General features: G+C 68.3%; 13 protein-coding genes. 7 read left to right on the top strand and 6 right to left on the bottom strand.

Annotated features, from left to right (window positions below):
* The first annotated feature begins 29 nt into the window (after positions 1-29).
* The 4 genes from HMPREF9336_RS02875 to HMPREF9336_RS02860 all read left to right on the top strand — a co-directional run bounded on the left by HMPREF9336_RS02875 (position 30) and on the right by HMPREF9336_RS02860 (position 2286).
* Entirely contained in the window at positions 30-506 is a 477-nt protein-coding gene (locus HMPREF9336_RS02875) for an SRPBCC family protein (RefSeq protein WP_007471577.1), read from the top strand.
* 54 nt (positions 507-560) lie between these two features.
* Positions 561-1310 carry an SDR family oxidoreductase gene (locus HMPREF9336_RS02870; protein ID WP_007471578.1) on the top strand — a complete coding sequence of 250 codons (750 nt, stop codon included), beginning with the start codon at positions 561-563 and terminating at the stop codon, positions 1308-1310.
* A gap of 39 nt (positions 1311-1349) precedes the next feature.
* Positions 1350-1646, top strand: a complete 297-nt coding sequence (locus HMPREF9336_RS02865) for a hypothetical protein (protein WP_007471579.1) — start codon at positions 1350-1352, stop codon at positions 1644-1646.
* Between the two features lie 157 nt (positions 1647-1803).
* Entirely contained in the window at positions 1804-2286 is a 483-nt protein-coding gene (locus HMPREF9336_RS02860; RefSeq protein WP_007471580.1) for an Hsp20/alpha crystallin family protein, read from the top strand.
* Between the two features lie 73 nt (positions 2287-2359).
* Here HMPREF9336_RS02860 and HMPREF9336_RS02855 read toward each other — a convergent pair whose 3' ends face one another.
* The 4 genes from HMPREF9336_RS02855 to HMPREF9336_RS02840 all read right to left on the bottom strand — a co-directional run bounded on the left by HMPREF9336_RS02855 (position 2360) and on the right by HMPREF9336_RS02840 (position 7692).
* Entirely contained in the window at positions 2360-3247 is an 888-nt protein-coding gene (locus tag HMPREF9336_RS02855) for an SGNH/GDSL hydrolase family protein (RefSeq protein WP_007471581.1), read from the bottom strand.
* Positions 3248-3348: 101 nt separating this feature from the next.
* A complete protein-coding gene (locus HMPREF9336_RS02850) occupies positions 3349-5049 on the bottom strand; it encodes a purine-cytosine permease family protein (RefSeq protein ID WP_007471582.1) in 1701 nt (566 codons plus the stop codon).
* 223 nt (positions 5050-5272) lie between these two features.
* Positions 5273-6739: a DHA2 family efflux MFS transporter permease subunit gene (locus tag HMPREF9336_RS02845; RefSeq protein WP_007471584.1), complete on the bottom strand. Its 1467-nt coding sequence runs from the start codon at positions 6737-6739 to the stop codon at positions 5273-5275.
* Positions 6739-7692 (bottom strand): 2-hydroxyacid dehydrogenase, encoded by a 954-nt coding sequence (locus HMPREF9336_RS02840; RefSeq protein ID WP_007471586.1) that lies wholly within the window; start codon positions 7690-7692, stop codon positions 6739-6741. Before HMPREF9336_RS02840 ends, HMPREF9336_RS02845 begins: the two co-directional genes overlap by 1 nt.
* Positions 7693-7728: 36 nt before the next feature.
* On the opposite strand from HMPREF9336_RS02840, the gene HMPREF9336_RS02835 reads away from it, so the two are divergent.
* On the top strand, positions 7729-8484 hold the full coding sequence (locus HMPREF9336_RS02835) for a hypothetical protein (RefSeq protein WP_156920275.1): 756 nt from the start codon (positions 7729-7731) through the stop codon (positions 8482-8484).
* Positions 8485-8493: 9 nt separating this feature from the next.
* On the opposite strand, the gene HMPREF9336_RS02830 is transcribed toward HMPREF9336_RS02835, so the two are convergent.
* Positions 8494-10374 (bottom strand): ABC transporter ATP-binding protein/permease, encoded by a 1881-nt coding sequence (locus HMPREF9336_RS02830; RefSeq protein ID WP_007471588.1) that lies wholly within the window; start codon positions 10372-10374, stop codon positions 8494-8496.
* A gap of 57 nt (positions 10375-10431) precedes the next feature.
* Here HMPREF9336_RS02830 and HMPREF9336_RS02825 point away from each other — a divergent pair, with 57 nt between their 5' ends.
* Positions 10432-10713, top strand: a complete 282-nt coding sequence (locus HMPREF9336_RS02825) for a chorismate mutase (RefSeq protein ID WP_007471589.1) — start codon at positions 10432-10434, stop codon at positions 10711-10713.
* A gap of 13 nt (positions 10714-10726) precedes the next feature.
* A complete protein-coding gene (gene pgi, locus HMPREF9336_RS19280; RefSeq protein ID WP_021029995.1) occupies positions 10727-14080 on the top strand; it encodes a glucose-6-phosphate isomerase in 3354 nt (1117 codons plus the stop codon).
* Here the strand turns inward: pgi and HMPREF9336_RS02815 are convergent.
* Positions 14073-14921 carry a DNA-formamidopyrimidine glycosylase family protein gene (locus HMPREF9336_RS02815; protein ID WP_007471592.1) on the bottom strand — a complete coding sequence of 283 codons (849 nt, stop codon included), beginning with the start codon at positions 14919-14921 and terminating at the stop codon, positions 14073-14075. The genes pgi and HMPREF9336_RS02815 overlap by 8 nt on opposite strands.
* Positions 14922-14950: the final 29 nt, after the last annotated feature.

Below are 14950 nucleotides of genomic sequence, written 5' to 3'. Positions count from 1 at the left end.
CTGCGTGTGACGGCTGCTATATTCGCGGCATGCCAAAAGGGAAAGAAGTCGACGAGAGTTTTCTGCGCAGCGGAGTCGAGCTCGTCCGTTTGAACGTGCGGCTCGGCTCCTCCGCCGACGAGGTCTGGTCGGATCTGACCTCGCCGGAGGGCTTCGACTATGTGCCAGGGCTGAAGATCCGGTGGACTTCGCCCCAGCCGTTCGGCGTCGGCGCGACCCGGACGGCCACCATTGGCGGCAGCGCGAAAGCCGACGAGCGCTACTTCATCTGGGACAACCAAGCGCGCCGCAAGGCGTTCTACGTCGAGCGTTTCAACGCCCCTGGGCTCAACGCGCTCGCCGAGGACTACCGAGTCGCCCCGGACGGCTCCGGATCGGTGTTCAGCTGGACGATCGTCGTCGAGCCGAAGCTGCATTTCAAGCTGCTCGGCCTGATCTCCCGCCCGCTCGCAGGGGCCGCGCTCAAGCGGGTCTTCGTCAAGCGCTTCGGAGCCCCCGCGCGCTGAGCCGAAGGCGGAGCGCCGGCGCGGGCCACGCCAGCGCCAGGGTAGCCTGAGGCCATGACCGCTCCGAAAGTCGCCGTTGCCGGAGCAACCGGCCTGATTGGAAAACTGCTGCTCGCCGAACTCGGGGCCCGGCAGGTTCCCGCCGTCCCCATCGCCCGCTCGCTCGGGGTGGACCTGCTGACCGGAGCCGGGCTGGCCAAAGCCCTCGAAGGCGTGAGCGCGGTCATCGACGCGAGCAATATTCTCACCCGGAAGAAAACCGAAGCCGAGGCTTTCTTCTCCACCACGACCGCCAACCTCGTGGCCGCCGAGCAGCACGCGGGAGTCCAGCACCACGTGCTGCTCTCGATCGGCGGGATCCACGACCCCAAACTCGGCTGGCTCGGCTACTACGCGGGCAAGCGCGCGCAGGAAGAACTGGTCTGCGCGAACGACGTGCCGTATTCGATCCTGCCCTCCGCGCAGTGGTTCGAGTTCGCCGACAACGTCCTCTCCGGATTCTCCCGAGGCCCCTTCGTCCTCGTCCCGACCTGGCAAGTGCGCCCCGTCGCGGCCAAGACCGTCGCGCAGCGCCTCGTGGCGCTCGCGCTCGGCGAGCCGCGCGGACTCGTGCCGCACCTCGTCGGCCCCGAGGCGATGCCGCTGAAAGCCCTCGTCCGCGCCACCCTTGAGCACAGGGGGCAGAAGAAAACCCTGCTCCCGCTGCCCGTCCCGAAGACTGAAGCCCTCCTCGGCGGCGACCGCCCCGACGTGGCGGGCCCGACGCTCGCCCAGTGGCTCGAGGAGCAGCCGGCGCAGGCATGAAGCCGAGCGCGCGATGAGCCACGCCACTATGCTCCAAGCATGAGAACTGTGATCATCACTGTCATCGGCGTGGTTTTGGCCATCGGGGTCGTCGCGTTGAGCTTGGCCAGCAGCAAGGTCTCCGCGAAACAGCTCGCCGCCCTCTTCGCCGCGCTGTGGCTCGCCTTCGACGCCGGGGACACCGCGTTCGGCGCGTTCTTCGCAGAGCGGCCGGACGGCGGGAAGGGCTACGGGCTCATCGGCGAGATCCCTTTCTTCCTGGTCAAGCTTCTGCCTATCGCCGCAGCCTTCCTCGCGGCGCGCCAATTGGGCAAGCCCGCCGCGCCGGCCGAATAAGCGTTCCGCCCCTCTTCGCGCGCTCCCGACCGAGGCGGCGCGCCTGTGTTCGCCGACAGCTGAACATGAGACATGAGCGCAATCGACTCAAGTTGTATATAGTTGAGTCTGCAACGCTCAACGAGAGTGTGGCTCGCGAACACAGAGGAGAACAACGATGAACAATCTGAACGTATGGACTCGCCGTAGCCCCTTCGCCGAGTTCGACACGCTGGTCAAGAGCGCTTTCGGCCCAGCGGAGAGCTGGCCCGAGGCCACCGCTTTCTCGCCGGCGGCCGAGATCGCCCGCGACGGCGACGACGCGCTGGTCCGAATCGACCTTCCGGGCGTGGACGTGGAGAACGATGTGACTGTCGAAGTGCAGAACGGCCAGCTGGTCGTTCGCGGCGAGCGCAAGGCTCCGGCGCACGAGGGGCCCAAGGGGCAGGTTGTGCGCGAGGTGCGCTACGGGTCCTTCCGCCGGGTCTTCAAGCTGCCCGCCCAGGTCGCGCCGGAGGCCATCAGCGCCAACTACGACGCGGGCGTGCTCACGGTCCGAGTGGCCGGGGTGCATAAGAGCGCCGAGCCGCAGCGCATCTCGGTGACCAAGGGCGCAACCCCCGCCCCGGTCGTGGACGAGGCGGCCGCCGAAGCGGAGTGATCCGTTTGCGGAGCAGTTGGGGCCGCAAGCCTTCGGGCTTGCGGCCCCAACTGCTCCGGGGCGGAGCCGAGGGTCAGGACGCTTTGCCCAAAGAGGCGAGGACGATCTGCCCCACGCCCTCCGATCCTGCGGGCAACGGATGGTACGAGAGCGCTTGGCCGGGTGCGGGCAGAATGCCCGCGATCCACGCCTGCGAGCCCGCGCAGATGCCGTTGCCGAGCGATTGGGAGTACACGTCCACCAACTGCGCGCCGCCCTTCGCCGAGGCGGCGGCGAGCTGCGCGTTGAGCCTGCGCTCGATGGAGTCGAGCCAGGTGGAGTCTCCGCCGGTGACCGCGCCGAGCTCGCCGCATTTCACGCCGGAGGTGAACAGCCGAGGGTAGTTGACCACGAGCACTTTCGCTTTCGGCGCGCGCCGCTGGATCGCTTGGAGGATCTGGTCGAGGCCGTGCCGCACCGTTTCGAGGTCGTCTTGGAGCCCTTGCGCCGAGAGCACCGGGCGCTGCTCGCCGCCGTGGTCCTGGCAAGGGGTGCCGATGCCGAGCATGTCGGTCAGGCCCAGCGTGTTGCAGACCAGCACGGCGTCGATGAACAGGCCGCCGTCGTCCCCGCCGACGGTGAGCGTGACCAGATCGGTGTCGGGGGTGACCGCGTCGACCTGCGTCGCGAGCACGTCCGCCGTGGTCGCGCCCGAGCAGGAGACGTCGACGAACGAATCGTCGTCCCGGCTGAGCCCCAATCCCTCCGCGACGACGGCGGGATAGTTATGCGCGGAGCGGTTGCACGGCCCGGTGTCCACGAACGGGCCCTGCCCCGCCGCAGACGCGTACGAGTCGCCGAGGGCCACGTATTTGTGGATGCTCGGGGCCGCGTGCGCGACGCTGGGCGACAACGACGAGGCGGCCAGCGCCGCGCACGCGACGACGGGCAGAGAGCGTCGGATCTTCGACAGGAAACGCATAGCAGTTGAGCCTAGCTAACGATCCTGTCAACGCTCTTCTGCGCCGCAGTGTGATTGATCTCTCCTGCGCTTCGTCCGTCGCGGCCTCCGTCGCCGCCGGATCAGGCTGGCGGGTCGGCGGGGAGGACGTGGTGGCCGACCTTATCGCAGGACAAGGCCAACGAACTGATGTAGCGCACTTCCCCGTCCGGGCCGGGCAGGGCCGAGGCGATCATGTCGGGGCGCTCGAACTCCATCTCCGTGACGTGGCAGTAGAGCAGCTCCCCGGAGGGGTTGCCGTGCTCGTCGAACAAGGGCAGGTCGATGCCGTCGTCCTTGCGCCGCAGATAGTGGCGGCCGCCCGTGGCGAGGGCGATGACCGGCGGGAGCACCAGCGCGAGGGCGGCGGCGACCAGCGGCGAGTACGGCTGGATCGCCGACCCGAGCGCGCCGAAGTACGCGAGGATCGAGACGCCAGCGGCGACGACCATGGACCCGAAGCCGACCGGGCAGAAGTCGTAGAGCATGCCACGGCGGAACTCTGGGACTTTCGGGGAGATCTTGAGCAGGTACTTGTTTATCGCGATGTCCGAGGCCACAGTCACGATCCAGGCGATGCCGCAGTTGGCGTAGAAGCTCAAGATGCTGTTGAGGAAGTCGAACATGTTCGCCTCCATGAGCACCAGCGCGATGCCGACGTTGAGCACGACGAAGAGCAAGCGCCCAGGATAATGCTTGGTGACCCTGGTGAACGAGTTCGTCCACGCCAGCGAGCCCGAGTAGGCGTTGGTCACGTTGATCTTGATCTGGCTGATCACCACGAGCACGACGGCGAGGGTCATCGCGGCCCAGGGCGGCATCATGTTCTGGTAGATCGCGAGGAACTGGTGCACCGGCTGGTTGGCGACGCCGGGGTCGACGGCGCTGCCGATCAGGTACACCGCGAGGAAAAGCCCGACGATCTGCTTGATCGCGCCGAAAATGACCCAGCCCGGTCCGGCGAGAAGCACCGCGGACCACCATTTGCGGCTGTTCTCCGGAGTCTTGGGCGGCATGAACCGCAAGTAGTCGACCTGCTCCGCGATCTGGGCGATGAGCGAGAGGCACACGCCAGCGGCGAGCATCGATCCGGCGAAGCTCACCCCCACGTGCGCGGGGCTGCCGTCCTTGGCGGTGCCGCCGTACGCGAAGAACGCGGACACCGACTCCGGGTGTCGCCACAGCAGGTAGCCGAACGGGGCCACCATCAGCACGAGCCACAGCGGCGTCGTCCACACTTGCAACGTCGAAAGCACCTTCATCCCGTAGACCACCAGAGGGATGATCAAGAGCGAGGAGAGCAGGTAGCCGAGCCACAAAGGGATCGAAAGGCCCAGCTTGAGCCCCTGCGCCATGATCGACCCTTCGAGCGCGAAGAAAATGAAGGTGAACGTCGCGAAGATGATGTTGGTGACGACGCTGCCGTAGTAGCCGAAGCCGCTGCCCCTGGTCACCAGGTCCAGGTCGATGTTATACCGGGCGCAGTAATACGCGATCGGGAAACCGGTGAGCATGATGACCGCCGCGAAGATGGCGATGCCGATCAAGGCGTTGCCGGTGCCGTAGCTGATGCCGATATTCGCGCCGATGGCGAAGTCCGCGAGATAGGCGATCCCGCCGAGCGCGGAGATCGAGACCGTCCACACCCCCCACCGCCGATAGCTGCGCGGCGCGAACCTCAGCGTGTAGTCCTCAAGCGTCTCGTGCGCCTTGGACTTCGCCGCAGAGCCGAGCTGCCCCGCCTGAGTCTCCGTCGGACGGGTCACGGGCACCGTTGCTGTCACCTGTCGGCTCCTCTCGGTTCGTCCCCCATCGCCCCAAGTAACCCATTAGCGCATTTCGGAAATGTTTCCGAGCCGTTTGTGGCGGGTGAAACCTCCGGCCACCCGATGTCCGTCGAACCGCCCAGGCTTCAGCCGAACTGCGCGGGCCGCTTCGAATGCCCGCACCAGATGCCGTCCGCAGGCATCCCCCCATCGAACGCACCGAGAAATCGCGACGGGCGGCCTAATGCCCGGAGAAGGCGGGTGTCCGGCCTGTCTCTTCGCCGCGGGCTTCGGCGTGCCCGTAGCTCACCGCGACGAGCACGCCGAAGGCGAGGACCACGACGCAGAGCAGCATCGACTGGCTCATCGCCGAGGCGAACCCCGGGCGCAGAGCCTCCGGCAGCGCCCCGGTCTGCCCGGCAAGGCCGCCCATCGCGCGCGGCGGCAGTTTGTCGGCGGCCAACGCCTGCATGAGCGCCCCGACCGAGGCGGAGCCGAGGACGGCTCCGACCATGCGGGAAGTGTTGTACACCCCGGCGTCCCGACCGGGGAGGTTGCGCGTCGCGGCGGCTCCGATGGGCGCGTATGTGGACGCGGCCCCCATCCCGACCACGGCCATCGGGGCCATGAGCCGCCATTGGTCCGCGTCCGCCGTCGCGACGGCGGCGAACCAGCACGCGCCCACGCCGAGCAGGATGACGCCGATTCCGATCACATTCCTCGGGTGGAAGCGGTCCGCGAGCCTGCCCCCCAGCGGGGACAAGAGGCCCGAGGCCAGCGCCATGGGCGTGGTCGTCAGCGCGGCGTGCACGGCGGAGAACCCGAGAGCGATCTGCAGATAGAGCATGACGGGCAGCATGAATCCGCTCATCATGAACGAGACCGTCGCGATCACGAGGGAGGAGATCGCGAAATTCCGGTCGCGGAACAACGCCAGCGGCATGAGCGGCGCGGCGCGGCTGCGCCCCTCCCACGCCGCGAAGCCCGCCAACAGCAGGACCCCGCCCAAGATCAACAGCCAAGGCCGTGCGTCCCAGTCCCAGCGCTCTCCCTCCAGCAGTCCGAGGACCAACGCGAACAGGCCGAGCCCGGACAGCGTGAAGCCGACGAAGTCGAACGGCAGGCGGCAGATCGGCAGCGGCGGCAGCAGCCGCGTCGCCATCGCGAAAGCCGCAACGCCGACGGGCACATTGATGAAAAAGATCCACTGCCAGCCCAACCGGTCCACGATCACGCCGCCCGCCAGCGGCCCGAAGAGGGTCGCGAAGCCAGCTGTCGCCCCCCACGCGCCGAGCGCGGCCCCGAGCTTCGCGCTCGGGAAGATCCGCGTGATGATCGCCATGGTCTGCGGGGTCATGAACGCGCTGCCGAGCCCTTGGACCGCCCGCGCCGCGATGAGCATGCCCACCGTGGCCGAGCACCCGCACCACGCGGAGGAGGCGGTGAAGACCACCAGACCGGCGAGGTAGACCCGCCCCTGCCCGAACCTGTCCCCGAGCCTGCCCGAGACCAAGAGCGGCACCGACCCGGCGAGCAGGTACGCGCTCGTGACCCAGACCACCGAGCTCAAATCGGCCCGCAAATCCGCCATGATCGCCTTTTGCGCCACCGACACGATGGTGACGTCCACGAGGATCATGAAGAAACCGATGCACAACGCGGCCAGGGCGAGCCACGGATTGTGCTCGCGGCGCTCCGGAGCCGACATCAGATGACCTGGTTCGCGAGCGGCTCGCCGTCGCGCAACCGCCTGCAGTTCTCAATCGCGATGTCGAGCATGCGCTCGTTGGTCTGCTCGGTGAGCCAGGTCAGATGGGGCGTGACCACCACGTTCCGCAGACGGAGCAGCGGGTTCTGCGGATCGACCGGCTCCTGCTCGAAGACGTCGAGGCCTGCGGCGGCGAGCTGGCCGGACTCCAGCGCCGCCAACAACGCCGCCTCGTCGACGATCGACCCGCGCGCGGTGTTGACGAGCACCGAGCCGGGGCGCATCCGGGCGAAGGCCGAGGCGTCGAACAGCTTGCGGGTGGCCGGGGTCCCCGGCAGATGCAGCGAGACCACGTCGGACTCGGCGAGCAGATCGTCGAAGCCGCGCCACTGCGCGGAGCCGTCCGGCTTTGTCGAGGTGTGCAGCACTCTGGCATGCATGGCGACGAGCACCTGCTCGATCCGTTTGGCGATGTCGCCGTAGCCGACCAGGCCGACGGTGAGCCCGGCGACCTCCCGCGAGCGCTCGAGGTAAGCGATGTCCTGCATCCACTGCCCCGCGCGGGTGCGCCGGTCCTGCTCGGGGAGCGCGCGGATCGCGGCGAGGATGAGCATCACCGCGCCCTCCGCCACGGCGGGTGCGTTCACCCCTGGCATGTTCGCCACGGCGATCCCCCGCTCGCGGGCGGCGGCCAGGTCGATGGTGTCCACGCCGACGCCGAACTTCTGCACCAGCCGCAGCCTGGGAGCCGCGTCGAAATCGGCGGGGCCGAGCGGGCGCAGCCCATGCCAGATCACCTCGGCCTGCGCCAGCGCGCGCGCCCGAAGCTCCTCGTCTTTCTCTGAAAAAACCACGTCAAGCCAGGGATGGGAGTTCCCCGCGGCGGCGATCACCGCCGCCGAAGCGGCGAAATCCCCGAGCGCTCTGACGCTTGCTCCTGATGTTCCTGTCATGACATCGCAGCGTAGACTCCGCGAACAATCATGGTTGTGGAAGACTCGTCCGTCCCTTGGACCCAGCGTTGGCAGGTGTGGGTCTGCGTCCTAGCCCTCGCCGCGGCGGCGACGGTGGGCGGCCTCGCTTTGGCCAGCCGGAACGCGCCCGCGCCGCCCGCGCCCGCGCTGCACCTCGGCAATCTCGCCAAACTGCCCGACGGGCAGTTCATGGATTTCCTGCCCACCCGCGCCGACTTCCCGAAATCGCTCACGGGCTTCGTGACGCTGACCGCGGAGCAGTTGCGGGAACAGCCGGAACAGGCGCTCAAGACCGATCCGCCCCAGTGCGACCCCACGTCGCCGTTGCGCGGCTCCGCGATCCTCGGCGAGGTGCGCACCGATATCGTCGCGGCCTCCTCCTCGGCCTACACCTTCGCAGTGGCCCGCGAAAGCTCGGGCCAAAACCTCGTCGCGGCACTCCGCGAGCAGCTGGACGGGTGTTCGGAGGCCACGCTGCCGCCAGCCGTTGGCGGTCGCGAGACCCGGCAGCGCAAACTGCTCGTGCAGCGGCTGCCCGACCCCGATGTCGGGGCGGACCGCTCGATCTCCTACGCGATCAAAATCGTCGACGCGTCCGGCGACGGCGACGACGACGCGGTGCTCTACCCGCCGCAGACGCACATCCTGGCCCTCGCCGTGGTCCGAGGCGTGGCCCTGTACAGCTTGGCGCGGGACACGAGCCTGGTGTTCGGGGCCGACGGGCGCGAGCAGCTGCTCTCCAAGCTGGTGCGGCGCATCCGCATGTACTGAGGCCCCGCCTCACGCCCGCGCCGCGTCAGGCAGCTCCACGACCCGCCATCGTCCGGCTCCAAGCAGCTCCAACGCATGGCCGTGCCATTGGTCGAGCGTGCTGCGGTGGCCGACGCTGACCACCGCGGCCTCAGGCAGCTCTGTCCGGAGCAGCCCGTACAACCTGCGCTCCCACTCCTCGTCCAGCGCGGAAGTCGCCTCGTCCAGGATGACGACGCGCGGGGACTGCAAGAGCGCCCGCGCGAACGAGAGCCGCTGCTGCTCGCCCGGCGAGAGCACCGAGGCCCAGTTCTCCGCGTCGTCCAGGCGCGCGCTGAGCCGTTCCAGCCCTACCGAGGCCAACGCCTGTCCGAGCCGGGAGTCCGCCTCCGCGGCCTCCCTCGGATACGAGAGCACGGAGCGCAGATCGCCCAGCGGCACATACGGGACCTGCGGCAGGAACAACGACCGCTCCGGTTTCGCGTTCGTCCCCGACGCGTAGGGCCACAGCCCGGCCAGCGCCCGCAGCAGCGTCGTCTTGCCGCACCCCGACCTGCCTTTCACCAGCAGCGAGTCGCCAGGAGCCAGACGCAGCTCAAGGTCAGAGACCAACTCTCCGCCAGAGGGGTCGAGCACCGTCATGCGCTCGATCGCCAAACCGGACTCCGCCTCCTTCGCCTCGGCTCTCGGCAGCGAGCGCGAGCGAGCGTCGTTCGCGAGGAGTTCGTCCACCCGCAGGAGCGAGGCGGACATCTGCGTGAACTCCTCGTAGTTCACCCGGAAATACTCCAGCGCGCCGCACAGCTGGCCGAACGCCGTGTGGGTCTGGAACAGCTCGCCGGTGCCGATCTGGCCCGCGAACACACGGGGGCCCTGCACGAGGAAGGTCAGCATCCCGCTGGTCACTCCGCCGAGCGCGGTGTTCCACCCGGTCAGCCGCAACTCACGGCCGATGATCTGCCACTGGTTCGCCACGATCCCGGCGAACCCCGCTCCCAAACGGGACCGCTCCGCCCGCTCTCCCCGGAAAAACGCCACCTGCTCCGCCGAGTCCCGCAGCCGCATCAACGCGTACCGGTACCGCGCGCCCAAGCCCTCGCCCATGAAGTTCAGTTTCACCAGCGGGTAGCCGACCCAAAACGCCACCAGGGAGACCACCAGCGCGAACACATACGCGATGACGACCATGTACGGCACGGAGAAGACGACCCTGTACGGCATGAGGAAGACGGACACCGCGACCCTCGGCGAGAGATCCCAGAGCACTTGGGAGAACGAGAACGCGAGCAGCAGCGACTTCACCGCCCCTATCGTCAGCTTGGTCATCTTCGTGGTGACGGCCTCGACGTCCATCTGGATCCGCTGATCCGGGTTGTCCATCGGATCGGCCAAAAAGCGGTTCCGGTAGAACGCCTCGCCGCAGAACCAGTCCTCCACCGCGCGGTCGTTGAGCCAGATCCGCCAGCGCAACGCGAACACCCGCTGCAGATACAGGTCCGCGACGGCGGTCAGCACGGTGAGCGCGACCAAGATCCCGCTGATCGCGAACGAGAACCAGAACGCGTGCTTGGCCTGGTCCAGCCTCCCCGCGTCGTGCAGGGCCAAAGCCTCCGCCGCCGCCTGCACCGCGTTGAGCAAGTCGCGGAACTGGTACGAGAACACCACCGCAACCCTGACCCCGGCGACGGTCACCAGCAGCATCGCCCCCAGCAGCCACAGCGCGCTCGCGCGCGTCGGGGCCGAGCGGAAAAACCCGCCGCCCACCCGCGCCAGCCGCTTGCCCCATCCCGTGCCGAGCGCCAGCAGCCAGAAGAACCCGAGGAACAGGGCGACGACGACCAGCCACGTCTGGCCGACCCAGGCTGCGGACCGCCCGGCCTCGTGCGACCAGTCAGTTGCGGACAGGGGCATCGTCCGGCTCCTCTCGCTCATGCGCGCGTTGCTGTCCCATGGCACAATAGGGGCATTGTGACCACTCCTCCCGAATCCTCCCCGGCTGAGGAGATCGCGGCGCTGCGCGTCGAGATCGACCAGCTCGACAATCAGATCCTCGAAGCCGTCAAGCGCCGCACCGCGCTCTCCAGGCGGATCGGCCAGCTGCGCATGTCCCAAGGCCAGCCCCGGACGGTGCATTCGCGGGAGATCGCGGTGCTCTCCCGGTTCAACGAGCTCGGCCACGAGGAAGGCCAGCAGCTCGGCATGCTGCTCCTGCAGCTCGGCAGAGGAAAACCCGGAATCCCAGTCCAGTGAGAGCGAGAAAGCAATGACGATCGCGCAGAGCGCCGAATGGTCCCGCCTCGCCGAGCACGCGAAACAGCTCGGCGACACCCATCTTCGGGACATCTTCGCCGACGACCCCAAACGCGGCGAAGAGCTGGCGCTGACCGTCGGCGACCTGCGGATCGACTACAGCAAGCACCGCGCGACGCGGAAGACCCTCGCCCTGCTCCAAGACCTCGCCCTCACGGCGGGCGTTGCCGAGCGGCGCGACGCGATGTTCGCCGGAGAGAAGATCAACACCACCGAGCACCGCTCGGTGCTGCACACCGCGCTGCGCGCCCCGAAGGGGGCCTCGATCACCGTCGACGGCGCCGATGTGGTCGCCCAGGTCCACGAGGTGCTGGACAAGATGGGCGCGTTCACCGACTCGCTGCGCGACGGGACGTGGCGAGGGGCGACAGGGGAGCGCATCACCACGGTCGTCAACATCGGCATCGGCGGCTCTGACCTCGGGCCCGCGATGGTGGACCTCGCGCTGCGCCACTACGCGAACAGCGCGATCTCCGCGCGGTTCGTCTCCAACGTCGACCCCACGGACCTGATCTCGAACCTCGACGGCCTCGACCCCGCCCGCACGCTCTTCATCGTCGCCTCGAAGACCTTCACCACCCTCGAAACGCTGACCAACGCGCAAGCCGCGCGGGGCTGGCTGCTCTCGGAGCTGGGCGTCGGCATGGAGGCCGTTGCGAAGCACTTCGTCGCGCTCTCCACGAACACCAAGGGCGTGACCGAGTTCGGGATCGACCCGCAGAACATGTTCGAGTTCTGGGACTGGGTCGGCGGACGATACTCGGTGTGGTCCGCTATCGGGCTGTCCGTCATGGCCGTCATCGGCAAGGAGCGCTTCGCCGAGTTCCTCGCGGGGGCGAGGACGGTGGACGAGCACTTCCTCAACGCCCCGCCGGAGCAGAACGCGCCGTTCATCCTCGGACTGCTCGGGGTCTGGTACTCGAACTTCCACGACGCGCAGTCCCGCGCCGTCCTGCCGTACTCGCAGGACCTGCGCAGATTCCCCGCGTACTTGCAGCAGCTCACCATGGAGTCCAACGGCAAGTCCACCACGCTCGCGGGCGAGCGGGTCGACTACGACACCGGGGAGATCTTCTGGGGCGAGCCAGGCACGAACGGCCAGCACGCCTTCTACCAGCTGCTGCACCAGGGCACCCGGCTGGTCCCCGCCGATTTCATCGCGTTCGCCAACCCGACCGAGAACCTGCCGAGCACGATCGTCGCGTCCGACGGCACCCAGGCGACCGTCCACGATCTGCTCATCTCGAACTTCCTCGCCCAGTCGAAAGTGCTCGCGTTCGGCAAGACGCTGGACGAGATCCTCGCCGAGGGCGTCGCGCCGGACATCGCGCCACACAAGGTCATGCCCGGCAACCGGCCCAGCACCTCGATCTTCGCGCCGAAGCTCACCCCGAGCGTCCTCGGCCAGCTCATCGCCCTCTACGAGCACCAGGTGTTCGTGGAAGGCGCGATCTGGGGCATCAATTCCTTCGACCAATGGGGCGTCGAGCTGGGCAAGGCCCAGGCCAAAGCGCTCGTCGAACCGCTCGTCGCGAAATCGCCCGCCCCCGTGGACGACTCCTCCACCCAAGCCCTCCTCAACTGGTACCGGACGCAACGAGACGAAGCCATGATCACAACACGATCCGGGACATCACAGCTCCCACACGACCAATGGGGAAGCCGAGCCGAGCAAGGCCCAGGCCAAAGCGCTCGTCGAACCGCTCGTCGCGAAATCGCCCGCCCCCGTGGACGACTCCTCCACCCAAGCCCTCCTCAACTGGTACCGGACGCAACGAGGGTGAGAGCCGACACAGCGCCGGGAAAAGTCAATATCGCGCAAGGGGCCCTTCGCGGCTCCCAGGACGGCGATCTGGTGCGCTTTTACGGCGTGCCGTACGCGCGGCCGCCTGTCGGGGACTTGCGTTTCCGCGCTCCCCAGCCCGCCGACCCCTGGACCGGGGAACTCGACGCGACCACGTTCGGCCTCCCCTGCCCGCAACCCGGCTTCGAGTTCCCGTTCAAAAAACCGCTCCGGTCCGAAGACTGCCTGCGCCTGAACATCGTGGCCCGCGCCGAGCCAGGCTCGGGCAGACCGGTCCTCGTGTTCTTCCACGGCGGCCTCAACCTCTTCGGCAACGGCTCCTGCATCTCCGGCGGCGACTCCCTGCTGCGCCGCGGCGACGTGGTCCTGGTGTCCGTCAATTTCCGGCTCGGCCCGTTCGGCTACACGCATTTCGGCGAGTTCAGCACGCCGAAGCGGCCCTTCGAGACGAACCTCGGCCTGCAAGACCAGATCGCGGCGCTCGCCTGGATCCAGCAGAACATCGCGGCTTTCGGCGGCGACCCCTGCAATGTGACTATCTGGGGCCAGTCCTCCGGGGCGAACGCGGTCCTCTCGCTCATGTCGTCGCCCAAGTCCGCCGGGCTGTTCCACCGGGCTATCGCGCAAAGCCCGCCCGCGGCCACCATCCTGGACAAGGAGGACGGCGAGCTTTACGCGCGCTGGTTCCTCGAAGCGCTCGGGGCCGGGCCGAGCGAGGCTCAGCTCGCCCTGACCAGGGCGACGAGCGACGAGCTCGTCGCCGCAGTGGTCAAACTGGGCAAGCTGGTCGGCAAGCGCAGGCCCGGCGCGCGGTACCTCGCCCCGGTCGTGGACGGGGAGGTGCTGCCCCGGCGGGTCATCGACGCGTTCGCGGGCGGGCACGCGCACCGCGTGCCGCTCCTCATCGGCACGAACAGGGACGACGTCATCGTGCAGCTGAAACGGGGCGGCCTGTCCAGCGAGGCGCGGGATCTGATCGCGGCCGTCACCGCGCAGGACCCGGACCTGGCCGCGCGCATTCCGAGCGTCTTCCCGAACCTGCCCGAAAAACGCGCCGCGATCCCGTTCAACGGCGATTTGCGCTACTGGGTCCCGGCTCTCGCCGTGGCCGAGGGCCACAGCGCCAACGCGCCGACGTACATGTACCGCTACGACTGGTCGAGCCGCGTGTCGCGGCTGCTCGGCTTCGGAGCCACCCACACCATCGAGCTCATCGCCTGCTTCGACAGGCTGAAATCCTTCCGGTCCGTCTTCCTGGCGCTCAGCGGGCCGGCCGAGCGCCAAGGGCTGGCCCAAGCCGCCGAGCACTTGCAGCGGCGCTGGCTCTCCTTCGCCCAGACCGGCACGCCTGGCGAGGCGTGGCCGCAATACCGCCCCCAGGACCGGCAGACGCTGATCCTGAACACCTCGGAGCGGGTGGAGTCCGACCCGTGGCCCGAGCGGCGGACGTTCTGGTCCGGCTTCGACATCTCCGGGTTCAACCACAAGGCCAGCGTCATTTGAGCAGGCGCGACATCCGCCGGTCCGCCAGCACGTGCCCCCCGGTCTGACAGGTCGCGCAATACTGCCAGCTCCGGTCCGCGAACGACACCTCGCGCACGACATCCCCGCACGCCGAGCACGGCTCGCCGGTCCGCCCGTGCACCCGCATGCCTTCGCGCTTCTCCGCCTTCAACAGCGCCGCCTCCTGCCCCACCGCGCGTTCGACAGCTTCGAGGAGCACTCCGCGCAACGCGGGGAACAACTGCCCCGGATCGGTCTTGTCCGAGGGGGAGAACGGGGAGATCTTCGCGGCGAAGAGGATCTCGTCGGAGTACGCGTTCCCGATCCCCGCGATCAGATGCTGATCGACCAGCACGTTCTTGATCCGCGCCGTCGTGCCCGCCAAGATTCCGGCGAGTCCGGCCTCGTCGAGGTCCAGCGCGTCCGGGCCGAGTTTGGCAACGCTCGGCACGTCGGCCTCGTCGCGCACCACCCAGACCGCGAGCCGTTTCTGCGTCCCTGCCTCGGTGAGCTCGAAGCTCTCGCGCTCCCCGCCGCACCGCACCCGCAGCGCCAGCGGGCCCCGGCCAGGCTTCGGCGGGCGCTCCGGGGTCTCGCGGATCCAGCGCAGCCAGCCCGCGCGGGACAGATGGATCACCAAGCGCAGCTCGCCGCACCGTATGATGAGATGTTTACCGGCCCGACCAACTTGTTCGACCTTTTGGCCGACCAGTTCGCTTATCGGCGGCGCTGCCGTTTTGAGCACCGAGAAGGCGCAGACGTCCACGCCACGGACTGCTGTCCCGACCGCTCGGTCGGCGAGGAAATTCGCGAGGGCTTGCACCTCGGGAAGCTCAGGCACGACATCAGTATGCCGAACGGATATGAGAG

Source organism: Segniliparus rugosus ATCC BAA-974 (genome assembly GCF_000185725.2).
Classification (GTDB): domain Bacteria; phylum Actinomycetota; class Actinomycetes; order Mycobacteriales; family Mycobacteriaceae; genus Segniliparus; species Segniliparus rugosus.
The sequence above is the reverse complement of the archived record's forward strand: the minus strand, read 5'-3'. Positions and strand labels throughout refer to the sequence as shown.

Coding starts and splice junctions, on each gene's coding strand:
- HMPREF9336_RS02875 (WP_007471577.1), top strand. CDS start 30: ATGCCAAAAGGGAAAGAAGTCGACGAGAGTTTTCTGCGCAGCGGAGTC.
- HMPREF9336_RS02870 (WP_007471578.1), top strand. CDS start 561: ATGACCGCTCCGAAAGTCGCCGTTGCCGGAGCAACCGGCCTGATTGGA.
- HMPREF9336_RS02865 (WP_007471579.1), top strand. CDS start 1,350: ATGAGAACTGTGATCATCACTGTCATCGGCGTGGTTTTGGCCATCGGG.
- HMPREF9336_RS02860 (WP_007471580.1), top strand. CDS start 1,804: ATGAACAATCTGAACGTATGGACTCGCCGTAGCCCCTTCGCCGAGTTC.
- HMPREF9336_RS02855 (WP_007471581.1), bottom strand. CDS start 3,247: ATGCGTTTCCTGTCGAAGATCCGACGCTCTCTGCCCGTCGTCGCGTGC.
- HMPREF9336_RS02845 (WP_007471584.1), bottom strand. CDS start 6,739: ATGTCGGCTCCGGAGCGCCGCGAGCACAATCCGTGGCTCGCCCTGGCC.
- HMPREF9336_RS02840 (WP_007471586.1), bottom strand. CDS start 7,692: ATGACAGGAACATCAGGAGCAAGCGTCAGAGCGCTCGGGGATTTCGCC.
- HMPREF9336_RS02830 (WP_007471588.1), bottom strand. CDS start 10,374: ATGCCCCTGTCCGCAACTGACTGGTCGCACGAGGCCGGGCGGTCCGCA.
- pgi (WP_021029995.1), top strand. CDS start 10,727: ATGACGATCGCGCAGAGCGCCGAATGGTCCCGCCTCGCCGAGCACGCG.